Source organism: Paenibacillus sp. NPDC058898, from assembly GCF_049316025.1.
Lineage (GTDB): Bacteria > Bacillota > Bacilli > Paenibacillales > Paenibacillaceae > Paenibacillus_AQ.
This window is the reverse complement of sequence record NZ_JBMOSM010000008.1, coordinates 221,141-246,517: the sequence shown is the minus strand read 5'-3', so window position 1 is coordinate 246,517 and position 25,377 is coordinate 221,141. Positions and strand designations below refer to the sequence as shown.

The following is a 25,377-nucleotide window of genomic DNA, read 5'->3' as shown; positions in this document are numbered from 1 at the left end:
TCTCATATCACGCTCGGCTAGATCAAGTGTCGTCAATATTGCAGCTTTGAGATGCACGCCTGAATTGATGGTTCAAAAAATCATTGGAAAAGAGGTTGGTTGTATGATGGTATGCACCCTCCAAGCCTTGTTTCATCGTCACAAGCGGGTCCGTATTGCAGTTGTTGTTGCTGTTTGCAATGCAGCGGTGAAGCTGCTGGCCGGGTTTAGCACTCCAGCATTAGCTAAAGCAAACGTTACAAGTGCGGTGCATGAGGAAACGGTTGATCTGAAGGTTATGACCTTCAACATTTGGCTTGGAGGAGGCGTTGTGTCTTTCGATCAAACCGCCGAGGCGATCCGGACAGCCGGGGCCGATATCGTCGGCATCCAGGAGCCAGGCGGCAATCTTGCCGCGCTTGCGCAAAAGCTCGGTTTTTATTATGCCGAAGGCCATAACATCATGAGCCGGTTTCCCATTATCAACGCGCACCAGCGAGAGTATGTTTACATTGAGGTCAGGCCGGGCAAAGTGGTTGCGATGAGCAACATGCACCTGTCTGCGTATCCGTACGGGCCTTATGACATACGGGACGGAAAATCTGTACATGATGTGCTGAGCAACGAAAAAAAATATCATATGGCGGAGATGAAGAGTCGGTTCGAAGTGCTGCCGAACCTTGCGAGCCGCGGACTATCGGTATTTCTTACGGGCGATTTTAATGTGCCGTCCCACCTCGATTGGACGAATGCAACAAAAAGCAATCATTTTGGCGTTTCAATCCAATGGCCCGTGTCTGCGAAGCTGCAACAGTTAAATTTCCGCGACTCATACCGTGAAATTCACCCGAATCCGGTTAAGCATCCTGCCAATACGTGGACGCCGGGGGAAAACGGACAAATCGGCACGAATGAAGTACATGACCGCATCGATTTTGTGTATGCGTCGGGACCATCGACTACGCTGGACAGCAAAATCGTCGGCGAAAACGGGCCCTATTCGGATATTGTGCTTGCGTCTTGGCCGTCCGATCATCGTGCAATTGTCTCCACATTCCGCACGCAGCTCGCTCCGACCCCCGATTTGTCGGACAGAGTAACGATATGTACGGATAAGCCGGCATATGCTCAAGAAGAGACTATACTCGTAACATATACGAGCGCATCGGGCAGCAAGGATTGGATCGGCATTTACCAGGAAGGCATAATTCCGGGTATCGGCAATCCGTCGATCGTTTGGAAGTATGCAAGCGAAGGGCAGCCGCCGAACGGGACGATCAGCTTCGACTCCCTGAGCCTATCGGCCGGAACTTACGATGCCATACTGCTCGCCGACGACGGATATACTGAATTGGCGCGAACGACATTTACAATCGGGTCGAACGCAGGGCGATGAAATGGTGCAGAACACTTACGTTGCATTGAGCTGTTCCAAGGCTTCTCAAACGGGAACGTCGCTAATCTAAGCTTTATTGCGCTCATCTTGATTACCACGGAGTAACTTGCTCTTGTTGCCACGGACAAAACACCTTCAAGATTGTTTCCATATCTGACGATATGGTTGCATTTACTTGAAGGTGTTTTTTATTTGTCTCATTCCCTGGGGCCAGTCCCACTGCGTATTCCTACACTTAATTGCAGATCGTGGACGTATGCTGCAGGCGAATCCGGAGAAATAGAACTTGACGGACAAATGAGAACTAGGCAAACAGAAAAGGGGTGCATTATGATAGGACATATCAGTCATAAGAGAACTGCCATTGACGAAGGAGGACTGGGGGATACTATGTTCAGATCGACATCCTGGCGCATATTTGTGATAAGCGGCATCTTTTTTGCAATCACCATCATACCGCTCTCGTTGTTTCTGGCCAACCAATTTTCGCACTACGCTTATTCCCAGATGGGGACGTTTAATCAGGACCGCATCAACGAAATGGCGGAGCGGGTCGAGTACATCCTGGCTAAGCTGAAATGGTACAGTCTGACCATGTACGAAGACCGTACCGTGCAAAACTGGATGTATGCTTCCGCCGACGATCTGCTGCAGAATGCCAGCGCGATGGGGGTATTGACTAAATATTTATCTAACGAACCTTATATTGAAACCGCTTACTTATTCAGCTTTCGCAAACGTGAGGTGATCGACTCCAAAGTTGGGTTGCTTCCGTTCGAGGAATTTGCCGATCAGCCGATGCTGCAGCGAATTGAGCGCACTCCCGGGACCTTTCTCCGCTATTTTGATCACCAGATAGGAAACAAATCGTATTTGGCGCTTCAGCTTCCTTCGACTCCAGTGCAGAAAAACCGCGATGGGTATCTTGTTGTTCTGTTCGACAAGAAGGAGCTCCAGAAGCATTTGATCTCAAGCGGTGAAAGAGCGGATACGCTGCTTACTATTGTGGATGATCGAGGAAAATGGATTCTGGGGGAACAGGATGAGCGGCTCGAGGAGACCATCGATAACATCCAACCGGGGCTGAAGGAAGGTTCATTCGAGATGAACAGAGCGGGAGGGGCGGCGTTCGTCAACTATGCCCGAATGGAATCGTCGGAGTGGACCATTATATCTGTTACTGAAATGAAGCAATTTCGCGAAAAGGCAGGGGCGTTCAAAACCGTCATCATCGCCTGCTCGCTGCTGCTGCTCATCGCGCTGCTTCTGGTCGCCTATTGGAATTCGCGCCGTTTCGTCGGGCCATTCCGCCGGCTGGCGGATCAACTGCAGCGGAAGCTGGGCGTGAAGGGGGAGAACGATTACGGTGTCATTGAGCAGGGCGTCGTTATGCTTCGCGATCATTATCCGCTGATCAAGACCGAATATTTACGGCAATGGCTGCTGCAGGGCAGACTGACTGACGGCGCCAGAGCGGCCATTGTCCGCGAGTCGTGCCTGCTTGACTATGAGTGGCTTCGATTGGCTGTTATCAAGATCGACTCCTATTATGAGATATCCGAGCGGTACGATTTCGTCTCTCGCAAGCTGCTCAAGTATGCAATCGGCAATATCGCAGAGGAACTGCTGGGTACACCTGAACGGCCGATCGAGGTGGTCGATTTTGGGACCGACCATCTGGTCGTGCTGGTTGGCACAGCCAGCTCCCTCCCTGATCCCGGGTTGACCAAAGAGCTGAAGGAGCTTAGTCGTCAAGTCACCCGTCACGTAAAGCTGGACGTTACGATCGCCGAAAGCTCAGCGCGGCGCGTGCATGATGATTTACGCAAAGTATACGACGATATGAACGAGCTGACATTATTCAAGTTTGTCAGTGGTGATGACAAAATCTACGTTGAACAAGACTTTGAGCGGTATGCCGATTTACAAGCGCCGATCGACTCCGCCGTCCATGAAAGCTTGATCCAGACGATTCGCAGCGGCAAAGAGGAGAAGGTGCTGGCCATGCTGGAGGAGGTGTTCACGCGCCTGCAGACGATGAAGTATACCGAGTGCCAATTCCAACTGAAGCTGCTTCTGTTTGCGATCGTCAAGTCGTTCAGCAAAATGATGTCTATTCAGAGTGTTGAAGGGATTGAGCGCCACTTGAGGCAGTTCTCCACGCTTACCGAGGTCCGCGAATGGCTGAAGGAAGAGACTGGGCGGATTATCCGGCAGCTTAGCGACCAAAAGGGATTCAATCGCAAGGAAAAGCTGATTGGGGAAATCATCGAGTATGTCCGCTATCATACCCATGACCCGCTGCTGTCGGTAGACGATATCGCTGACCATATCGCTTTGTCGGCCAAATACGTCCGGCAGCTGTTTCACGAACAATATGGCATGCCTCTATCGAATTTCATCTTGAACGAGCGGCTTGGGAAGGTTAAGGAGCTGCTGGAGCAGACCAGCATGCAGATCACCGAGATTGCAGAGCAGTCCGGTTTTCAGACGAAAAGCCACTTTTTCACCGCATTTAAGAAAGCGACCGGCATGACGCCAAGCCAATACCGCGACAGCAAGGCAAGCGAGCGGCTGGAGCGGACGACGCGGCAGAAAGCCGGGAACTCTGCCAATTAGCAGGCGGGTGGGCGGCGATTGAGAACTCGCCAGAACAATAACAACTGGCCGAACTCCCGCGATTTAGCCACACGAGAACCGAATCCGGCTAATGAGAACTAGGCAAGCCGCAGCCGTGAATGCTACGATGGCTCCGTTCGAATCCTGCAAGCCCACAAGAAAGGAGGAACGCTTTTTGGAGCGACGGAAAAGGTTCGGCGGGTCGTTTGTGCGCGAGCTGTCGCGGAACCGGTATTTGTACTTGCTCGCGCTGCCCGGCATTGTGTTTCTGGTCGTATTTGCGTATATGCCCATGCTGGGGCATCTGCTCGCCTTCCAGAATTACCGGCTGTCGGATGGAATATGGGGGAGCGAATGGGTCGGATTTAAAAACTTCGAGTTTTTCTTCAATGGGAAAGACTGGCTGCGGGTAACGCTGAATACCGTTTTCCTGAATGCGCTGTTTCTTCTATCCGGCCTCGGCAGCGCGGTCGTGCTGGCGATCTTCCTGAACGAAATCCGAAACAGGCTGTTCAAGCGAATCACGCAATCGTTTATTTTTTTACCGTATTTTATTTCATGGCTTGTCGTCAGCATGATGGCGTTGACGCTATTCAGCACATCGGAGGGGCTGATTAACCGCGCGCTTGCCGCCCTTGGCTACGAAGGAGTGGACTGGTATTTGTCGCCGGGCGTATGGCCGTATATCTTAACCGTGATTAGTGCCTGGAAGATGGCCGGATATAACTCCATTATTTTTTTGGCCGTCATTACGGGCATCTCCGCTGAATATTACGAGAGCGCCCGAATTGAAGGCGCGAGCCGAATGCAGCAGATGCTCTATATAACGCTGCCGTTGATGCGGCCGACCGTGATGGTATTGGCGCTGCTTGGCATTGGCCGTATTTTCTACGGCGATTTCGGCATGATTTACGCGATCATCGGAGATAACGGCGTACTCTTTCCGACGACAGATGTCATCGATACGTATGCATTTCGTGCGCTGCGGCAGCTGGGTAATTTCAGCATGTCGTCTGCCGTCATCGTGTACCAGTCCTGCATGGGGCTCGTCACGATTCTGATCTTCAATGCGATCGCGCGCAGGGTGGACGCGGATTCAAGACTATTCTAAAAGGGTTCGGCGAAACGGGCAATGGCCCGGTCCATGCAGCCTTTTCGCCGGACAATGTAAGGTGTGATCGACATGAGAGAACGGTTGTTTCTTATTCTGATGTACGCGGTGCTGGGCGCGTTTGCGCTGTTTTGCTTCATTCCGTTCTGGATTGTGTTCATCAACTCGTTCGCTGATGAATCGCTTCTGCAGACGGCGGGGTACCAGTTGCTACCGAGCAAATTCAGCCTCCATGCGTACAAATTTCTGCTCTCCGGCAAGCAGGTATTTCTAAGCTACGGCATGACGATTATCGTGACGATCGCCGGCACGGTGCTGGGCGTCCTTTTGACAGCTGCCTATGCGTACACGCTGAGCCACCGGAAAGTGAAGTACCGCAACATTTTATCGTTTTTGACCTTCCTGACGATGCTGTTCGGTGCAGGGCTGGTCGGCTTCTACATGCTGATTGCCAACTGGCTGCACCTGAAAGACTCGGTGTGGGCGCTCATTTTGCCCTATCTGCTTAATCCGTTCTATGCCTTCATTCTTGTCTCCTACTATCGGACGCTGCCGTATGAACTGAATGAAGCTGCGACTGTGGACGGAGCCAATGATATCTTTATTTTCTTTCGGATCATCTGGCCGATTTCGCTGCCTGTAATCGCCACGGTGAGCCTGTTCTACGCGTTGCAATATTGGAACGACTGGTATTTGTCATTGCTGTTCATCGACAATTACAAAATGCTGCCGCTGCAGATGATGATACGCCAGCTTATGTCCAATTTGAATGTTATGGCTTATGTGAGCGGGAGCCAAACGCAGTACAACGTCGTCGTGCCGACCTATGGGATGCAGCTGGCGATCGTCTGCGTTACCATTGGCCCGATCGTGTTCGTGTATCCCTTCATCCAGCGTTTCTTTATTAAAGGCTTGACGCTCGGATCGGTAAAAGGGTAGAACGACAAGCGGAATGCGCGTCTGACCGGTTCGAGCCTTCGAGCGCTGCCGGTTTCGGCCGGCCCATCCGCCTATATTCTCTATATTTGAAACAGGGGGAATGAACCATGAAAAAACGATTGCCCATCGTGCTCGCGTTACTGATCGTAATCTTCGCGATTGCAGGTTGTTCGGGCAAGAACGAAGGGGAAGGGAAGACGCACGGACCGTCGGGTCAGACCGGAGATGGCGTGAGCGGTGACGCCAAACTTGAAGAGGTCACCTTGAAAATCATGATTCCCGGCGACCGGCCGCCGGATATGGATTTAGTCATCGCCGAAGCAGAGAAGCGAATGAAGGATACGATCAATGTGAAGCTCGACGTCGTGTTCGTGCCCTGGTCCGATCTGGCGCAAAAGACACAGGTGACGCTTGCTTCCGGCGAAAACATCGATCTCATCTTCGATGCGCCATGGCTGCACATCAACCAGATGATCGCAAACGGATTTTATGAACCGCTGGATGACCTGTTGGCCCAGTACGGCCAAACGGTGCTGGAGAAACGGCCGCAGCAAATGTGGGACTACAACAAATACGGCGGCAAAATTATGGCCGTTCCGCTTGGCCTCAGCTACATGTCCGGCAATTCTTACATGGTGCGCAAAGACATTCGTGAGAAGCTGGGCGTACCGCCAATCAAGACGTATGATGACCTGATCGCATTTGCTTACAAGGTGAAGGAGCAGGAAAAAGACATCATCCCGATGACCGCAGGCTCCTACACGTATTCATTCGTCGGCCATCATGCGCTGAACGATTACGAGACTCATGTCAGGCCGACCCACGCGCTCGGCAACAGCTTGATGCTCTACTATAAGAACAACGACGGGAAAGTATACAATTTGCTGGAGGATCGGGAGCCGATCGGAACGTGGCTGGCGAACACGCACAAATGGTTTAAAGACGGACTGATTTTCAAGGACATTTTGACGACGAAAGATTTTCACCAGCCGATCTCAGCAGGCAAAGTAGCCATCGTCACAAACGGCGCGTTCGGTATCGGCGATTCCCTCAAGAACACGATTAAGAACAATGTACCGGGCGGCGAGCTGGAAACGGTCACCTTCTTCAACCCGGAAAAAGGCGCGAATTTCACCAATTTTAAGCAGTGGAATTTCCTGGCTGTTCCGAAGGTAAGCAAAAACAAGGAGCGGGCGATTATGTTCCTGAACTGGGCGAATGAGAAGGAAAACTACGACCTGCTCTCTTACGGAATTGAAGGGAAGCATTGGGAAGCGGCAGGAGAGGACAAATTGAAAAGCCTGGATACATCCGGTTACTCTGCATTCGGATATGTCTGGTTATGGAATCCGGTCGATGAGCGCACTGTTGTGGGTGGCGATCCGAAGAATGATGAATTGGATGCCGTACTTCGCGATGCCGACATGTTCACCACTGATATTTTGGCCGGCTTCGAATTCGACAGCACTCCGGTCCAGAACGAAGTCAGCCAGTACAATACGGTCGATGGACAATACTATAATGCGCTGTTCAACGGGGTTATCGATCCGGAGGAGACATTGAAGAAATTCGAAGCGGAAGCCGGCCCTGCCCTCCAAAAAATTCAGCAGGAGCTGCAAAAGCAAATCGATGAGTTCCTGGCGGCAAAGGCGAAATAGATCAGAATCACGACGTGGTGAAGACGGCTTCCTCTTTCGGAGGAAGCCGATCTTGTACACGCTGCTGCTTGCTTATATCAGATTTCGCGAAAGGGGGGATCCAAATTTAGCGTTCACCCGGAACAGAAATAAGAGTTTAGAATCTTTGATATTTCTGTACTTGAGAATAAGAAAAAGGAGCTGGCCTTGATGAATTTGAATAAAAAATGGGTATCCGGATTAATGGCAGCCGTATTACTAATGGCTCCGGTCTCTGCAGTGCAGGCGAAATCGCCTGTTCCCGATGTGACTGTCCTGCAGGCGGTAGATGCAGACCAGATGGAAGCAGGGAATGATTCAGGTAATCCACAGGTCGAACTAGATCAACCGACGAAAGCTGGTGAACCGGGAGTGGAACAGGAATCACAAGCAGGAGACGAGAATCAAGCAGCAGCATCTTCGGAAGTAGAGGAGACGCAATTCCGCAATCTTGCGGCCGGCCTCCCGTATGAATGGTCTGAAGCTCCGGAAGCTTCGCATCCCGATGACGGATACAAGCTTACGGACGGAAAATACGGCGCATTGGATATGAACGACCCGGCATGGGTAGGACATCAGCGCGGAAAAGCGCGCGAAATCGTATTTGATCTGGGGGAGGAAAAGTCGGTCGGGAAGATAACCGCTCGTTTTCTCCAGGATTATCCGACGAACTCGATCCTCGTGCCGCTGTCGGTATCGATGTATGTCTCTGACGATAAGGAAAATTGGGGGCTGCTTTCTCATAACGCTACGCAGCTGCTATGGGGAGCAGGACCGCCTAGACAGGAGACTTTTGAATGGGATGGCAGCCGGGATGGAATCAAGGGCGGGAATACGGATGGCAAGTTGGCTTATGCCCGTTATGTGAAGGTAATCTTTTATATGCATCCTACACAGTGGGAATACATTGACGAAATCGAAATTATGGGTATGGACGGCAAGATTGAAGGGGCGGTAAAGGTTCCTGCCGAGCAGCCTCGTTTTTTGGAGCCGGGGGAAGCTACGGCCGGGATCCGGAATCTGAATTTGCTGTATAACGGGCAATACGCGAATGGTTTGGGCGATTGGAAGAAGGAACGGATTATCCCTAATATCAGCTATGTAAATAAAGACGGCGAGCCGGTCGATTGGCTTTATGACGGCGTTCTATATCTCGGGATTGCTTCGCCTGCTGGTCGCGATTTCGGTCAGGGACATACGAACCTGGACGATTGGAAATGGTATTTGGATAAAACATTTGCAGCCACGGGCGATATGCAGCAGTTGAATGTGGCCGCCAAGGAAGTTGGGGCCAAGCTGAAACAGCCCGATCATCAAGTCAAGGTTGTGTTAATGATTCCGAATCCAGGGGAATCCTTAACAGATTTTGGCGACATTGACGGTAGCGGTTCCTTAAATTTCAACGACTCCGTCGTAGGCAAAGAAAAAGCGTCTGAAAACAGAGGAAAAGCAGTACAGTGGTGGCTGGACCAGACCCAGCAAAGATGGCAGGCTGCCAACTACTCTAATCTTGAGCTTGTCGGCATGTACTGGATGCCGGAACAAATCGACATATCCGAATCAGGACCGGACATAGCTCGCATGGTGTCGGATAAAGTGCACGCCATGAACATGAAGGTTTTCTGGATTCCACACTCATATGCTTACAAAATGTTTATGTGGAAAGACGCAGGGTTCGATGCCGCGGCGCTTCAGCCTAACTATTTCTTCGGCGGAATGGCTTCCGACCGTCTGGACGATGCTACAGATACTGCAAAGCGGTACGGAATGGGGAACGAAGTTGAATTTGATGACGGAATGTTGACAGATCCCGTACTTCGTCAGCGTTTTATCGAATACTTGGACAGCGGCGTCAAATCCGGTCTGATGCAAAATGGCTTCAGAGCTCACTATCAAGGCAATAATGCAGTATACAACTTAGGGGTAAGCAAGGATCCAAGTTTGCGTTTAATGTATGACTGGCTGTACCAGTATTTGAACGGAACGTACGCCATTGATAGCAGCCCGGCGCCGGAGACGATGGCGGAGCTTGTACAGCGTTATGTCGCATCGAACGAAATCAAGCCCGATTTTGGCACAGAGTTGTCGTATCGATTGCAGACCATCAAGCTTCTTCTGGACGAAAACAAGCCGAAGGACGCTGTGACGTATATGCAGGATTTCCTCGCGCACATTCACGACCCGGCCGTCCAAGCGCAAGGGTTGATTTCGGTCCCGGCCGCAACGGTGCTTGATTCCTACGCCCAAGTTCTCATTCAAACCTGGTCTGACGGATGGGGACTCAGCAATCTGGTTCTTGGCCAAAGCTATACAATTTCACAGCAGCCTAACAGCAACTATCCCGATTCCGGGAACGAACTTACGGACGGCCGATTCGGCGGGACGGATTACCGCACCGAGCAGTGGCAGGCCCATGCGGGAAGCGACTACCCTGACGAACGAAGCCGCACCATCACATTTGATTTGGGCGGCAACAAATCGATCGGGGCAATTAGAGCCCATTTTCTTCAGGATAAAGGACCCGGCATCTATTTCCCTCCGAACGTCACTTTTTCCGTTTCCTCTGACGGCGAATCCTGGAGCACGCTGGCAACCGTTACTCCGCCACCGGCACAAGTTACTGCCTCGGCCGAGTTCGTGGGTTGGAGCGGAATAACAGACGGCGTGCCGGGGAAAGCGGGAGCCGACAAAGTGTCTGCCCGCTACGTTAAAGTCGAATTCCCGGTCAACGTCTGGGTCTTCCTTGATGAAATCGAAGTTCTCGGTACGGATGATCAGGCAGGAGGTGAGACGGGTATCGACGGCGCAAGAGCCGTGGTGGATGCCGCTGCGAAGAAATTGACAATCGACGGTCTGGTCGTGAACGGCAGCCAGTCCCAAGTGAATTTGAAAATACTCGATTCGAAAGGGAAAGTTCGCTACGAAGGCCAGACGACCAGAACAGAAACGGGAAGTTTCGAATTCATGATCAAGCTTACCGGCAATTTAAAGGGAACTTGCGACGCCTATCTGTCTATGGAAGGAATGTCGGATCCCGTTAAGATTTCATTCGAGTACAATAAAAAGGACTGATGAGTTATTTCCAGCACGAGCTCAGGTTCCGATGGCATATGTCCTGATTTCCGAGAAATTGACTTAGGATGAGGGCATTTTATGGCAAACTCTGCCGAGCATGATGCATGATAACTTATGTTTCGTAAAAAAAGCCATGGAGGCAGCGTTATTTCCACGCTGTGGCCCGTGGCTTTTGCTTTCGAATCGGTCTTGATGACCACATGGGAAATATGTGGCGTATAACGATGTTTATGAACACGTTTAATATAATGAAGGAAGAAGAAAACCGCTAAATTGATTCAAAGTCGCAAAGGATTGCTAGTCTCCCCAACTACATCAAGGGCTATCTGGAAATTTCATGCTGAGAAAGTTAAGAACAATGTAAACGCATACTTATTCATGGTATAATGTTTCTAATAGATTAAGCGATTTTAGTCATTTGGGATTATATTGCTGTAAATCTGGGCTGGGGGTGTTGCGAGAATGAGAAGGTATAGCGTGTGGCGTCCGATTATGCTGATTGCGGTGGCGCTGCTTACGAACAGCTTGGTTACGAATTTGGCAGGGGTATTTGGCATGACGCCAGAGTCGGCAAGCAGCTTGGGCGTAGTCGCCATGATTATTGCCGGATTGATTACGTATAATCGCATGATGAAGTCCCGCCGCAAGTGAATATTCATTCAAAACTTTCATTGAAATGAACAGCATGTTTGTAAGCACCTTGCCGAGGTGCTTTCTTTCATAAGGGGCTATTATTTTTTTCCAAATTGCAGGGTCTGATCACTTGCAAGTTTGCGTACCACACCAATTGTAACCCCCCGTGTTATCTATAAAAACCGTGATATCAACACCGCGGTAATTACGGCTTCCTATCTCTACTAGAATTGGAATAAAACATGTCTTAAACGTTTCACCGCGACACAGATGCAGCTTGACAGATTCACCCAAATTTATGTTGAAAAGGGTCTGTTTTATTAATATATTGTAAATAGCACGAATCTAGTATTCGGGCATATATACCTAGGAGGGTTATCCTTAATGAAAAAAGGGGTCATATCTTTAATCAGTTTGGCGTTATCTGTCACAATGCTGGCAGGTTGCGGCGACAAACCGGCGTCAGAACCAAGCGGCGGCGCAGGCGGCGATGCACCTAAGGCAAACTTCAAGGTAGGGATGGTTACGGACGCGGGAACCATCGATGACAAGTCGTTTAACCAAGGAACGTACGAAGGTATCGAGAAGGCCAATAAGGACTTCAAAATGGAGTATAAATACCTGAAGCCGGCCGGAACGACAGAAGCCGACTACTCGAAAGAGATCGGAAACCTGTACGATGCCGGATTTAAGTTCATTGTAACTCCAGGCTTCAAATTTGAAACAGCCGTGTTCAAAGCACAGGACAAGTATACAGATGCTAAATTCGTGATTATCGATGGAACACCTCATTCCGGCGACAGCAATCCGGTAGTTAAGGAAAATACCGTATCCATCTTCTTCGCTGAGCAAGAGTCCGGTTTCCTGGCTGGCGTAGCAACTGCGCTTCATGTGAAGGATGGACAGGCTGGATTTATCGGCGGCATGGAAATCCCTCCTGTACAGAAGTTCAACTGGGGCTTCCAGCAGGGTGTAGCTTACGCCAACGAGAATCTCGGCACGAAACTGGTAATTAACAAAGAAAACGTTGTTTACCAAGGATCCTTTGATGATGTTGCAGCAGGCAGCCAATTGGCGGCTCAAATGTATGACCGTGGCGTAAACGTGATCTTCGCAGCAGCAGGCGGCGTTGGCGTTGGTGCGATTAACGAAGCGAAGACTCGCGTACAGAATGGATCTGAAGTATGGATCGTCGGCGTAGACGTTGACCAGTATCAAGATGGCGTTTACGAAGGAGACAAATCCGTTGTCCTGACTTCGGCCGTGAAGAAAATCGACCATGCGGCTTACGATATGATCAAAGCTGAAATGGAAGGTAAATTCCCAGGCGGACAGACGCTTACGCTGGATGCGACCAATGATGGTGTCGGCCTTCCTGAGAAGAATCCGAACCTGAGCGATGACGTCCTTAAGCAAGTGGACGAAGTGTTTGGCAAGATCAAAGCCGGCGAAATTAAAGTTACGGCAGAGCAAGGCGATTTGATTAAGTAATCCAAGACACCAAGGTCATCTACAGAAGCGTGGATAGACTTACTTGAAAAGCAGCGATACCGCATGAAAAAAGACGGATTCCCTCCGTCTTTTTTTAAGGTATCAGAATTTATAAGTTATTTCAGCGAAGCGTAAGCAATTCTGTAATCGCATTTATATGTTTTTGGGCCCCCGCAAAGTATTTGGAACAAGCATCGAAGCATAGGCTCCACTTTGTGGGGCTATTTTAGGTATCAGACCGTATCACCGGCGCAAGCGATTGCATCCTGATATTGAATGTAGAAATCGATCTATGTAACTGCGTTCTGGCTGTTTGGAAGTGAGTCGACCCGCGTTTTTTTAAAGCAGTTTATCCACAGGAAGATATTCAACAAAAAAGAAGGAGAGGACCCAAAACCATGGACTATGTTGTCGAGATGGTGGGCATCCGCAAGGAATTTCCCGGGATCGTGGCCAATGACGATATCACGATTAGGTTGAAAAAAGGCGAGATTCATGCGCTGCTCGGCGAGAACGGGGCGGGCAAGTCCACCCTGATGAGCATCCTGTTTGGCATGTATCAGCCTGACCGTGGCGTAATCAAAGTCAACGGCAAGGACGTGCGGATCTCGAATCCGAATGTCGCGAACAAACTCGGAATCGGGATGGTGCATCAGCATTTTAAATTGGTCGAGCCGTTTACCGTAACCGAGAATATTATTCTGGGCAGCGAGACGCGCAAGTTCTTTTTCGGCTTGGACGTGAGATCGGCTGCCAAACGGGTTGAGGAGCTGTCCAAACGATACGGCCTCAACGTGGACCCTTATGCCAAAATCGAGGATATCTCGGTTGGAATGCAGCAGAGAGTGGAAATTCTCAAAATGCTGTATCGCGACGCGGAAGTGCTCATATTCGACGAGCCGACCGCCGTGCTGACCCCTCAGGAAATCGAAGATCTGCAGGGCATTATGAAAAACCTGGTCAATGAAGGCAAATCCATCATTCTGATCACCCACAAATTGAAAGAAATTAAAGCGGTTGCGGACCGCTGCACCGTCATCCGCCGCGGCAAGACGATTGGCACCGTAGAAGTGGCAGACACGAGCCGCGAGGCAATGGCCGAAATGATGGTGGGTCGCAGTGTTTCCTTTAAGGTGGACAAGCAGGAGAGTCACCCGGGCAAGACCGTTCTTGAGATTAAATCGCTTACGGTAAAGAACAGCAAGAAAGTTGATGCGCTCAAAGGCTTTAGTCTGGACCTGCGTGCCGGGGAGATTGTGGGCATTGCAGGCGTGGATGGTAACGGTCAATCGGAACTGATAGAAGCCATTACCGGACTTCGGCAGGCGGAGAGCGGAACGGTGAGCTTGAATGGAAAAACGCTCAACGGTCTATCTGTCCGTCAACGAAATGAAAGCGGAATCGGCCACATTCCGGAGGACCGCCAAAAGAGGGGACTCGTGCTGGATTATACGATTGAAGAGAATTTGATCCTCGAGGTGTATAACCGCCCACCGTATTCCAAGAACGGGCTGCTGCAGCCAGCAGCGATCTGCAAGCATGCGGAGCATATCATTCAGAGTTTTGATGTGCGTTCCGGAACGGGCGGCCGGTCGATCGTGCGTTCGATGTCCGGCGGTAACCAGCAAAAAGCGATCATCGGCCGCGAGGTAGAGCGCGATCCGGATCTGCTTATTGCCGTCCAACCGACTCGGGGCCTTGACGTAGGCTCGATTGAATATATTCACCGGCGTCTGATCGAACAGCGCGACAAGGGGAAAGCCGTTCTGCTGGTTTCCCTGGAGCTTGATGAAGTGCTGAACTTGTCGGACCGCATTGCCGTTATCAATAACGGTGAACTGGTAGGTATCGTTAAAACCTCCGAAACGAACGAAAGAGAGCTCGGACTAATGATGGCCGGGTATCAAAAAGAGGAGGCACCACATGAATAACAGCGTAAAATCGTTGCTTGCCGTCCTGTTCGGACTCATTGCGGGGGCACTGCTTATGGCGCTGACCGGACATAATCCGGTAGAAGGGTATAAGTATCTCATCCAGGGTGGACTCAAGAACCCGGAGAGGATCGGAAATACGCTGGCGACGGCGACTCCGCTTATTTTGACCGGTTTGTCCGTGGCCTTTGCCTTCCGTACCGGACTGTTTAATATCGGTGCTGCAGGCCAGATGCTGTTCGGTGGCTTTTGCGCGACGGCTGTCGGCCTCTCGCTGGATCTGCCGCGGGCTCTGCTCCTGTTGGTTATGGTACTGGTCGGGTTTATCGGAGGTGCGCTATGGGCGGTTGTCCCAGGTTTCCTGAAGGCTAAATATAATGTGCACGAGGTCGTATCCACGATCATGATGAACTGGACGGCCTACTGGACCGTTTATTATGTTATTCCGGGTTACTTCAAAGGGGCGAGCCTGGAGACGGAATCGCGCCAGCTTCCGCCGGAAGCGATGCTGCATCAGCAGTGGCTCAGCGATATGTTCCAAGGTTCTTATGTCAATCTGGGCTTTTTTATCGCGGTCATTGCTGTTCTGGTCGTCGCTTTCCTTATTAACAAAACAACGCTCGGATATGAATTGAAGGCGGTCGGATTCAACCGGCACGCTTCCGAATATGCGGGTATCGCTGTCAAACGCAGTATCGTGCTGTCTATGTTCATCTCCGGCGGCCTCGCGGGCCTCGCGGGTGTTGCACAGTATACGGGGAATGCCTCCAGCATGCAGATCGGCATTCTGCCGAGCCAGGGATTTGACGGGATTGCCGTAGCTCTGCTTGGAATCAATGCACCTATCGGTGTATTGGTGTCGGCCTTGTTCTTCGGAATTCTCTATTCGGGCAGAGGGTTTATGAATGCCATGACGGAGATTCCGCCGGAAATCGCCGATTCGATTATCGCCATCATTATCTATTTTGCGGCAACCAGCATCTTGATCGAACGACTATACCGTAAAATGAAGCTGCGTCGCGCGGCTAATAAAAAGCAGGGGGAGTAAGGACATATGTGGACAACGATTGAACAGATTTTTCCGTATGCCATCGCTTACACGATCCCGCTTTTGATTACCGCCTTGGGCGCGCTGTTCAGTGAACGAAGCGGGGTCGTCAATATCGGCCTTGACGGCTTGATGATTGTTGGTTCTTTCATCGGAGCCTTTGTCATATTCAAAATGCAGGCCCAATGGCCCGGCCAATCGTGGGTATTATGGGTAGGACTATTGGCAGCAGCGGCAGCGAGTGCGTTGTTCTCGCTGTTGCATGCCTTTGCCAGTATCAACCTCAGTGCCAACCAGATTATAAGCGGTACGGCGATCAATATGATCGCGGGTGCCCTGACGATTTTCCTTGCCCGTAACATTACGGGTAGCGGCAAGATCAGCATCACGAATGGTTTTGCACCGTTTGATGTGCCTGTGCTGTCCAAGATACCGGTTATTGGGGATTTGTTTTTTACCAAAACCTATGCAACAACCTGGCTTGTTCTGTTAGTGTTAGTGCTCAGCGCACTAATATTGTACAGAACACCGTTCGGTCTGCGTCTCCGGTCCTGCGGCGAGCATCCGCACGCAGCGGAAGCAGCCGGCATTAAGGTGCAGTCCATGCGCTATGTCGGCGTCATGATCTCGGGTGCTTTTTCCGGACTCGGGGGGGCTGTCATTCTGTTGACGTATTCCGGTGAATTTACGGGGAACGTTGCAGGACTAGGGTTCCTGGCTCTGGCGTCCTTGATCTTCGGACAATGGAAGCCGCTCGGCATCCTGCTGGCCACCTTGTTCTTCGGATTTGCCACGACGGTAGCCAACGTATCGCAGGTGATCCCGTCATTGGCGGTGATCCCGCCGGTCATTCTCAAGATTTTCCCTTATGTTGTCACGCTGATCGCACTCGTGATTTTCTCCAAATCCTCGAATGCGCCGAAAGCCGTAGGGGAGCCGTTCGATTCAGGTAAACGGTAACGGATTGCGCAAGTCGATGTAAGACATCTAGAACCTCTGATATGCCTATGCCCACTTAGGGTTAGGTCTATCGGAGGTTTTTTTACATTTAGCATACTTTAGGTTAGAACTCCCAAAACATCTCTGGTATATATAGTAAATAAGGCTACAGAATTTAATAGAATAGAGGAGTGAAAACCTGAATGCGCATTCGATTACATAGGTGCCAAAAGCAGCTAAGTATGTTTATGGCTATTGTAATGCTTCTGAGTCTCATCGTTCCTTTCAGTCCCGTGAAGGTGGCGGAGGCTGCTCCCCAACATGATCAGGTTGTAATCAGCCAAGTGTATGGCGGCGGCGGGAATGGCGGGGCAGTGTATACGCATGATTTTATCGAATTGTTCAATCCGACGGGCAGTCCGGTTGACCTAACAGGCTGGAAGGTACGTTATGCCAGCGCAGCAGGAACATTTAACGGCACGACCTCTTTAACTGGTATTATAGAGCCTTATTCTTATTATTTAATCCAACAACAGAGTAGTGGCTCGGTAGGTGCTACTCTACCGGCGCCTAATGTTCAAGGATCGCTGAACTTGAGCGGCTCCAATGGCAAGGTGGACCTGGTGAACGCCGCTGGCGATCGCATCGATCTGATTGGTTATGGCTCCGCTTCAGAATATGAAAAGAACCCGACAGCAGCTCTTTCCAACAGCACGGCAGCGATTCGCAAGGAACTGACCGTTGGTCAAAATGATCGTGGCCTCGATACGGATAACAATGCGGCGGATTTTACCGTTACCTCACCGGAGCCCCGGAACAGCGCGAGTCCAGCTACGCCGGTCACTCCGGGCACGGGCTTGGGAATGGTAACGGCTAATCCGGAGCCTAACGCCTGGCCTGCCGGTACGAAGATTACGCTGTATCCGCCTACGGTAGGGGCTTCCGTCTATGCGGATGTGTATCTGTCCGGCGGAAGTGGATCAGGATTCCAGATCGTCAATGGCCCTATCGTAATCAACGAACCAACACGGGTAGATGCCTATGCAGCCCTGAATGGCCAGCCGGATGGGCCCGTCTCCTCGTTCCAGTACAATATCTTAACGCAAACGTCTGTCGCTGAAGCCCGCAGCAAGGCAAATGGCGAGCATGTGTGGACGGAAGGCGTCATTACGCATATTGAAGGCAGAGAAACCTACATTCAAGACGATGCAGCAGGTATTGTTCTCTATGACTACCCCCTCAATGCCAGCGTTGGCGATCGGGTGAGCGTGGCCGGCGTGATGGAGATTTATAACAATCTTCAGGAAATCAAACCGCACGCCTTGCTGCCGCATGACGTAACCGGTGCAAATGCAGGAGTACCTCAGGCTCTCCAAGTCACCGGAGCTGATCTATCCGAAGCTGCAGGGGAGACTTATGAGGCAAGGCTTGTCTACTTGGATGATGTAACTATCAAGTCCGAGAATAGACCTGGGGAATACACAGCCGAGCAAGGCGGGCATGAATTCATCATCTATTCCGGCTTGTCCAAGCTGAAGACGGTGAAAACCTTTAGCCGCATCACGGGCGTGGTGAAGCAGTTCGGAAATATCTATGAGCTGATTCCGTTAGGCGAGCATGCCTTAATCGAGGAGATGTTCTCCGTGATTGCCAGTCCGGGTGCGGGACCGATCATCATCGGGGGAACGGTGGCGCTGTCCAGCCCTACGCAAGGGGCGAGCATTTATTATACGCTCGATGGGTCAGACCCGACGCAAGCTAGTACACAGTACAGCTCGCCGATTCAAATAGACCGTGACACGACCATCAAAGCGGTTGTTGTCTCGGGCGCAGATGTGAGCAAGGTATACGAATTTGCTTATAAAGCTACTCAGCAGCCGCGCATCGCGGATATTCAAGGCGAGGACCATACTTCGCCGTATACAGGACAGACGGTAACCGATATTGAAGGTGTTGTAACCCAATATGGTTATACGTTCTCTAACGGCAATATCAAGGGATTCTATATCCAGGATCCGAAGCCGGATTCCAATCCGAATACCTCGGATGCGATTTTTGTGTATTCCACAGATCCAAGCCGGCCTCAAATCGGAGATCTGGTGAGCGTAACCGGAAAAGTGGCCGAGTTTAACGAGGGAAGCTCCAGCAACTTGACCTCCACCCAAATCGAGCTGCAATCCATCAAGAAGCTTGATCAGGCTCAGCAGCTGCCCGAACCGGTTACCTTAGGTAAAGGCGGGCGCCCGATACCTGCCGCCATTATCGATAATGACAGCATGACAACGTTCGATCCGGGCGAAGATGCCATCGACTTCTACGAATCTCTGGAGGGCATGCTGGTCAGACTTCCGCAGCCAACGATCATTAGTCCGTATTGGACAAGCAGCGGAACCTACAACATTGCGACCCGGGTCGAGAATGATACCGCGGATGTCATTACGCCTGCGGGCGGTCTCGTTCTGAAAGAACAAGGCAATTTCAACCCGCAGCGTCTTATCATTGCTTACGGCAATCCGGGGCAGGAAGTAAGCACCGGCGATACGTTTGCCGATGATGTGATCGGTGTAATCGGTTATAACAGTGGCAATTTCAAGGTGATTCCGGCTAAAGGCGAGTTGCCTGCAATCCACAGCAGCTCTTTTAAGCAAGAGGTATCCACTATCGACGTGAATGACAGACAGCTCAGAGTAGCGACGTATAATATTGAAAATTTTTATCCGGGCGTAAGCTCCACCAAAATCAACAAGCTGGCGGAGTCGATCGTAAATAACATCAAGTCTCCGGATATTATCGGCCTTGTAGAAGTACAGGATAACAACGGAGAGCAGAACAACGGAACTACCGCGGCAGATCAAAGCTACCAGACCTTGATTAACGCCATCAAGGCAGCGGGAGGACCCACGTACAGCTTTACCGATATTGATCCGGTGAATAATGACGATGGGGGAGCGCCGGGAGCGAACATTCGGGTCGGGTTCCTCTACAATGCGGATCATGTTCAGTTATCCGACAGCGTTCAAGGCAAAAAGGGCTCCTCGACGGAATCCGTTGCGTATGATGCGGCAAAGGATCAGTTAACCCTGAATCCGGGCCGGATTGATCCGCTGAATGCGGCATTCAACGCGTCGCGTAAACCTTTGGCCGCACAGTTCGAATTCCAGGGCGAGAAAGTGATCGTCATCGCGAATCATTTTAACTCGAAATCCGGGGACCAAGGACCATTCGGCAATACCCAGCCGCCGGTTCTCTCCAGCGAAACGCAGCGCCATCAGATTGCAGCGGTCGTGAACGGGTTCGTGAAAGACGTTGTGTCCGCTAACCCTGATGCGAACGTCGTCGTTCTGGGAGATTTGAATGATTTCCAATTTACCGAGACGGCGAACATTTTGAAAGGAAACGAATTAGACAATCTGATCGATACGCTTCCGCTCGAGGAGAGGTATACCTACACGTATGACGGGAACTCGCAGGTGCTGGATCATATTCTCGTCAGTAAGAATCTGACCCGCTCAGCGCAAGCCGATGTCGTTCATCTGAATGCCGACTTCCCGGTTTCCAAGGGTCGCGTATCGGATCATGATCCGGTTGTCGCGCAGATCGACCTGAAGGGAGAAGCCGTGGACGGCTTCCCGCTGACGATTTTGCATACCAATGACACGCATGCCAATCTGGACACCGTAAACTCGCCGGATAACATTGCGCGCCGGGTGACGGCGATCAAGGAAGCCAAAGCCAATGCGGTCAATCCTCTGCTCGTGGATGCAGGGGACGTATTCTCCGGCACGCTGTATTTTAATCAATATTTGGGACTGGCGGATCTGGAGTTCATAAACCTGGTTCAATATGATGCCATGACCTTCGGTAACCATGAGTTCGATAAAGGATCTGAGGTGCTGAACGATTTCATTGAGCATGCGGAATTCCCGTTTGTTTCCTCGAACGTGAATTTTTCGGCCGATGCTTTATTGACCCAGAAATTCAAGAATGAAGTGACCCGGGATGCCAAGGATGCAACCATCTACCCGGCCATCATCATGGAAGTAGACGGGGAGCAGGTTGGCCTCATTGGACTTACAACCGAAGACACGGCGAACATCGCTTCGCCTGGAGACGTCACCTTCGATGATGCGGTGCAAAAGACAAGAGACACCGTGGCGATGCTGCAGAAGGAAAGCATTAACAAAATCGTCGTGCTGTCGCACCTCGGTTATGACGTGGACGTTAACCTTGCTAAGGAAGTTGAAGGCATCGACATCATCGTGGGTGGCCACAGTCATACCAAGCTGGATGAGGCGGTCGTGGACCGGTCGGACAGCGAACCGAAGCTGATCGTGCAGACAGGGGAAAAAGGCCAATTCTTAGGTCAGCTTGAGGTCGTATTTGACGACGAGGGTGTTCTGCAGGAGTGGGATAGCCGGCTCATTTCCGTTGACGAGAAAGATAGTGCCGGCCAATACGTGGTAAAGCCGGATCCCGAAGCCTTGCAAATTCTGAACACCAAATATAAGCCGGGCGTGGAGGAACTAAAACAAACGGAAGTCGGTTTGACCGAAGTAAAGCTGAACGGCGTTCGTGCCGACGTGCGGACGAAGGAAACGAATCTTGGCAACCTGATTGCCGATGGCATGCTGGATGCGGCGCAAGCGGCCGGCACGAATGCGGTCATCGCCCTGCAGAACGGCGGCGGCATACGCGAATCTATTGAGGCAGGCAAAGTCACAATGGGTGACGTGATGACGGTGCTTCCGTTTAACAATGATCTGGTCACGATTACGTTAACGGGCGCTGAGATTAAAGAAGCCATGGAGAACGGGGTTTCCAAGACGCCGGCACAGGACGGGCGCTTCCCGCATATCGCGGGCATGAAGTTTATCTATGACTCCACCAAGCCGGTTGGATCACGCGTCCTGCGTATCGAGGTCAAAGGCAAGAACGGATACGAGCCGATCGATATGAATAAATCCTACGAGGTAGCGACGAACGCGTTTACCGCTAAGGGCGGCGATTTCTATGCTTCTCTCGAGAAGGCCTATCTTGAAGGGCGCGTGAACCTGCTCTATAAGCCTGACTATGAAGTATTCTCGAACTATGTGAAAAAAGTAGGCACCATCACAGCCAAAACCTCCGCCGTCGAAGGACGGATTACGGACTTGAAGGGAGCGCCGCTTCCAGGAGGACCTGATCCGGGCGGACCGGGAGAGCCTGGACCGGGGAACCCTGGGAACCCGGGCACGCCTGGAACGCCAGGACCGACGACGCCACCCGTGAATCCTTCGAATCCTGGCACGACACCGCCAGCCGAACCAGGCAAGGTAAAGGTTCCTGTTAAGGTGGAGAATGGTGCGGCAGCAGGCAGCGTGACCGGAGCGGCCATGAAGGAAGCACTGAAACAGCCTTCGGGCGGAAAAGTCACCGTGGAGGTAACAAGCACGCAGCCAATCTCCTCTTCATCCGTTACCATCGAGAATGAAGCGCTGCGGGCGTGGCTTGATCAAACAAGCGCACAGGTGCTGGTGATAGCGACGCCTTACGGAAGCTATGAGCTTCCGAAGAAGGAGATCAATCTCCAAACTCTGGCTGCGCAAACCGGCTCGGATATTAGCGGCCTTCACTTGGTCATTCAGCTTGCAGTGGATTCGGATGCTCTTAAATCAGCAGCTTCCAAAGGATATCATGCGCTGCAGGCTGTGAGCTACACCGTGACAGCGAAGTCCAGTAATGGCAAGACCGTCACGCTCGGTTCATTCCAATCGTATGTGAAGCGGTCCCTGAATGTCGACAAAGCGCATGCTTTGACCGATATTGCGGTTGTTCGAGTGGGCGGAAACGGCAATGGATATACGCCGGTACCATTCAAGGTGAATGGTCAACAAATCGATATCTATAGCCGTACCAACAGCACGTACCTGGTGCTGCAGAACCCGGTAACGTTCCAGGATATTGCTACGCATTGGTCCAAGGCAGACGTTGAATCGCTTGCGGCCAAAATGATCGTAACCGGACGCACAGAGCAGACCTTTGTTCCGAACGCATCGGTCACTCGAGCCGAGTTCGCAGCGCTTGTCGTCCGGGCATTGGGCCTTTCTGCAGACGCTGCGTCAGACAGCTTCCAGGACGTGGTGTCATCCGATTGGTATGCCGGAGCTGTCCAGGCAGCCGTCGATTCCGGTATCATTACCGGCTACACGGACGGCACCTTTAAGCCGAACCGGACGATCACGCGCGAAGAGATGGCCGTGATGGCCTACAACGCGCTGGAGTATGCCGGATACAACCAAGCCGACGCGGCAAAAGCCCATTTTGCCGATGCGACCTCGATCGGTGGTTGGTCCAAGACAGCGGTGTATGAATTGGCGGTTCTTGGTATTCTGAACGGAGACCAGAATCAGCGCTTCAACCCTAAATCGAGTGCCACCGTGGGGAAAGCGCTGCTGTGCTTCACCGCATGATGCAGGATTTGACGTACGCAAAATGAACATGTTGCATAGCGGCAGGATGTATATTGGATTTGTATCTGCATCTTTGTAGTATACGGGGGCAACAGCAAATCTGCTGAAGATCGCTCCAATTGATCAAAAGTGGAAAATAGAAATGGCGGTGCTAGGGATGATTCCCAGCACCGCCATTTCTTGCTTTTTGGTACGTTGCCACCGTTCCGTCCCTTTCGTAAATGGGTGATGGATCGCACATCCATTTTGTGAACATGTGGTTTCTCTTCTTATGTCTAAAGGATGTGCTTGCTCATGGTAGCGGAGAGGACGAAACGATTCCGGACAAGCGGCAGCGGTCGCCTTTGTCCCCGAATTTCCTCCTTGATTAAAATATATCTAAGAAATTTGGGGACAACAGCGATGGGAGGAACGATTCGTACACGGAGCGTCTCCTATCAGAAAGAGGGGCACGCCAGATCTAAGATCTTTTGGGACATTCTCTTTTTTATGCCGAAAAAACTATAAACAAAATGTGACCGATTCGCGTCCATAACTGTGTTAAGGGTAAAAGGAGGTCTAAAGGCGATGCAGATCGATTCGCTCCGGCCGGGCGGAGATATTACGGAAACCTATGAATTATACGGCGACATGCTTTTTAAAATAGCGATGGTGTACCTGGGAAACAAACAGGATGTAGAAGAAGCTATTCAGGAGACGTTTATGAAGCTGATATATAAATCACCTGAGTTCAGCAATCAGGAGCATAAGAAAGCTTGGCTCATTCGGGTGATTACGAACCATTGTAAGAACATGCAAGGAAGCCTGTGGCGCAAGCGGGTAACCAAAATGGAGCATATGAATGATTATTTTGTGGAGCCGACGGAACGAACCCTGATGGATAACGTCATGAGTTTGCCGTTCAAGTATAAGTCGGTGATCCATCTGTTTTATTACGAGGATTATTCCGTTAAGGAAATCGCCGGGATCTTGCAGATTAATGAGTCTGCGGTCAAGATGCGTCTTCAGCGCGGCAGGAAGCTGCTGCGCATGGACTTGGAAGGAGAGGACGATTGATGAATCGGAATGACTACAAAACATTGATAGATCGAATAGAACCTGACAAGGGATTGGAGGAGCGGATCATGAAAGGAATGAAACAAAATCAGCGTCAAACGACAAGAAGGAATCGATGGGGTATGGTAGGCGTTAGTATGGCTGTCATGTTGGGGCTAGTCTTGGTTATTTCGCTAATGTTGAATCGTGAAGATATTCCCGTTGTTACCTATACTCCGCAAACGCAAGGGACTGGAGAGCATACCCCGCCGACCGCCCAGGCCGGTCATGACCCGGTAACCATCCCGAAAATCGAGCTTCCGGGTGAGAGCAACGTCAAAGCCGACATGATCGGTTTGGTTGTATACCAGGGCAATATTTACACCCAAACCGGTACGCAAATATCGCCGGAAATTGCCAAGCAGCTGCGGGGCGACAAGCTCGGTCGGTCGAAATCAGGGATTACGGAGTGGAGCTCCCCCGATGATTACACGGAGCTTGCTTCGACAATCGGCGAAATGGACATTTTCTCGGTTAAGGGATATGACGCCGATTTTAGAATCATGTCCTACATGGAGCACGACGGAGAAGTCTATGCTGAATTGTATGAGCATCTAAACGGGATTACGGTGGCCAAGGGCGAGGATATCATAGGCAAGCTGAATCTGATGGGGAACATGACGTCTGTCAAATGGCAGGATTTCGACAGCTGGAACATGGGCGAGAATAAGCAACACGAGCTTTCCGCCGATGCGGAGGTGCAAGCCTTCGTTGACGCTTTATATGAAGCGAAGCCGATAGCGGCCGAGCCTCTGTTTGAGCAAGGGATCTACGAGACCGGGTCGGGCGAGCAGAAGTTTCTATATATCCAGTTGCAGGACGGGACGGAGGTCCAGTTAAGATTGTTTAAAGGCGGCCAATATGTGCGATATGCCAATGCGCCTGTGTTCTTTCAATTGGAGGACGAGGCGTTCACCACGCTGTGGAAGCTGATGGAGGAGTAGGTCGTCCTACCGTTTATACAACGAAAAAAAGGTAATGTAAAAAACTAGAGGC

The 25,377-nt window shown here is 51.1% G+C and carries 14 protein-coding genes; all 14 read left to right on the top strand.

The annotated features are described in order from the left end of the window. Positions 1 to 103 precede the first annotated feature (103 nt). The 14 genes from ACOZB4_RS22120 (at position 104) to ACOZB4_RS22055 (ending at position 25,325) form a co-directional block, all read left to right on the top strand. Positions 104 to 1,375 (top strand): endonuclease/exonuclease/phosphatase family protein, encoded by a 1,272-nt coding sequence (locus tag ACOZB4_RS22120; RefSeq protein WP_379408340.1) that lies wholly within the window; start codon positions 104 to 106, stop codon positions 1,373 to 1,375. A 390-nt stretch (positions 1,376 to 1,765) separates the two neighbouring features. Then, complete coding sequence (locus ACOZB4_RS22115; protein ID WP_379408344.1) at positions 1,766 to 3,994, top strand: AraC family transcriptional regulator; 2,229 nt, start codon at positions 1,766 to 1,768, stop codon at positions 3,992 to 3,994. 175 nt (positions 3,995 to 4,169) lie between these two features. After that, positions 4,170 to 5,105: an ABC transporter permease gene (locus ACOZB4_RS22110; protein ID WP_379408799.1), complete on the top strand. Its 936-nt coding sequence runs from the start codon at positions 4,170 to 4,172 to the stop codon at positions 5,103 to 5,105. Positions 5,106 to 5,177: 72 nt separating this feature from the next. After that, a complete protein-coding gene (locus ACOZB4_RS22105) occupies positions 5,178 to 6,044 on the top strand; it encodes a carbohydrate ABC transporter permease (RefSeq protein WP_379408349.1) in 867 nt (288 codons plus the stop codon). Between the two features lie 107 nt (positions 6,045 to 6,151). Further along, positions 6,152 to 7,702 carry an extracellular solute-binding protein gene (locus tag ACOZB4_RS22100; protein WP_379408355.1) on the top strand — a complete coding sequence of 517 codons (1,551 nt, stop codon included), beginning with the start codon at positions 6,152 to 6,154 and terminating at the stop codon, positions 7,700 to 7,702. 189 nt (positions 7,703 to 7,891) lie between these two features. Next, the gene (locus tag ACOZB4_RS22095) at positions 7,892 to 10,792 is read left to right on the top strand and encodes a DUF4855 domain-containing protein (RefSeq protein WP_379408358.1); all 2,901 of its coding nucleotides are present in this window, start codon (positions 7,892 to 7,894) and stop codon (positions 10,790 to 10,792) included. Between the two features lie 465 nt (positions 10,793 to 11,257). Then, a complete protein-coding gene (locus ACOZB4_RS22090) occupies positions 11,258 to 11,446 on the top strand; it encodes a hypothetical protein (RefSeq protein ID WP_076322526.1) in 189 nt (62 codons plus the stop codon). Positions 11,447 to 11,812: 366 nt separating this feature from the next. Further along, a complete protein-coding gene (locus ACOZB4_RS22085; RefSeq protein ID WP_076322525.1) occupies positions 11,813 to 12,919 on the top strand; it encodes a BMP family lipoprotein in 1,107 nt (368 codons plus the stop codon). A gap of 398 nt (positions 12,920 to 13,317) precedes the next feature. Continuing rightward, positions 13,318 to 14,850 (top strand): ABC transporter ATP-binding protein, encoded by a 1,533-nt coding sequence (locus tag ACOZB4_RS22080; RefSeq protein ID WP_379408367.1) that lies wholly within the window; start codon positions 13,318 to 13,320, stop codon positions 14,848 to 14,850. Beyond that, positions 14,843 to 15,898 (top strand): ABC transporter permease, encoded by a 1,056-nt coding sequence (locus ACOZB4_RS22075; protein ID WP_076322523.1) that lies wholly within the window; start codon positions 14,843 to 14,845, stop codon positions 15,896 to 15,898. The genes ACOZB4_RS22080 and ACOZB4_RS22075 overlap by 8 nt, the downstream gene beginning before the upstream one ends. A gap of 6 nt (positions 15,899 to 15,904) precedes the next feature. Next, complete coding sequence (locus tag ACOZB4_RS22070; protein WP_076322522.1) at positions 15,905 to 16,858, top strand: ABC transporter permease; 954 nt, start codon at positions 15,905 to 15,907, stop codon at positions 16,856 to 16,858. A 227-nt stretch (positions 16,859 to 17,085) separates the two neighbouring features. Next, positions 17,086 to 23,286 carry a 5'-nucleotidase C-terminal domain-containing protein gene (locus ACOZB4_RS22065; RefSeq protein WP_379408377.1) on the top strand — a complete coding sequence of 2,067 codons (6,201 nt, stop codon included), beginning with the start codon at positions 17,086 to 17,088 and terminating at the stop codon, positions 23,284 to 23,286. A 567-nt stretch (positions 23,287 to 23,853) separates the two neighbouring features. Further along, positions 23,854 to 24,342 (top strand): RNA polymerase sigma factor, encoded by a 489-nt coding sequence (locus tag ACOZB4_RS22060; RefSeq protein WP_076322520.1) that lies wholly within the window; start codon positions 23,854 to 23,856, stop codon positions 24,340 to 24,342. Beyond that, positions 24,342 to 25,325, top strand: a complete 984-nt coding sequence (locus tag ACOZB4_RS22055) for a hypothetical protein (protein ID WP_379408383.1) — start codon at positions 24,342 to 24,344, stop codon at positions 25,323 to 25,325. The genes ACOZB4_RS22060 and ACOZB4_RS22055 overlap by 1 nt, the downstream gene beginning before the upstream one ends. Positions 25,326 to 25,377: the final 52 nt, after the last annotated feature.

Bases quoted from the DNA above. Each gene is read 5' to 3' on its own strand.
- ACOZB4_RS22095 (WP_379408358.1), top strand. From the start codon at position 7,892: ATGAATTTGAATAAAAAATGGGTATCCGGATTAATGGCAGCCGTATTA.
- ACOZB4_RS22060 (WP_076322520.1), top strand. From the start codon at position 23,854: ATGCAGATCGATTCGCTCCGGCCGGGCGGAGATATTACGGAAACCTAT.
- ACOZB4_RS22085 (WP_076322525.1), top strand. From the start codon at position 11,813: ATGAAAAAAGGGGTCATATCTTTAATCAGTTTGGCGTTATCTGTCACA.
- ACOZB4_RS22090 (WP_076322526.1), top strand. From the start codon at position 11,258: ATGAGAAGGTATAGCGTGTGGCGTCCGATTATGCTGATTGCGGTGGCG.
- ACOZB4_RS22105 (WP_379408349.1), top strand. From the start codon at position 5,178: ATGAGAGAACGGTTGTTTCTTATTCTGATGTACGCGGTGCTGGGCGCG.
- ACOZB4_RS22065 (WP_379408377.1), top strand. From the start codon at position 17,086: ATGGCTATTGTAATGCTTCTGAGTCTCATCGTTCCTTTCAGTCCCGTG.
- ACOZB4_RS22100 (WP_379408355.1), top strand. From the start codon at position 6,152: ATGAAAAAACGATTGCCCATCGTGCTCGCGTTACTGATCGTAATCTTC.
- ACOZB4_RS22055 (WP_379408383.1), top strand. From the start codon at position 24,342: ATGAATCGGAATGACTACAAAACATTGATAGATCGAATAGAACCTGAC.
- ACOZB4_RS22080 (WP_379408367.1), top strand. From the start codon at position 13,318: ATGGACTATGTTGTCGAGATGGTGGGCATCCGCAAGGAATTTCCCGGG.
- ACOZB4_RS22115 (WP_379408344.1), top strand. From the start codon at position 1,766: ATGTTCAGATCGACATCCTGGCGCATATTTGTGATAAGCGGCATCTTT.
- ACOZB4_RS22070 (WP_076322522.1), top strand. From the start codon at position 15,905: ATGTGGACAACGATTGAACAGATTTTTCCGTATGCCATCGCTTACACG.
- ACOZB4_RS22120 (WP_379408340.1), top strand. From the start codon at position 104: ATGATGGTATGCACCCTCCAAGCCTTGTTTCATCGTCACAAGCGGGTC.
- ACOZB4_RS22075 (WP_076322523.1), top strand. From the start codon at position 14,843: ATGAATAACAGCGTAAAATCGTTGCTTGCCGTCCTGTTCGGACTCATT.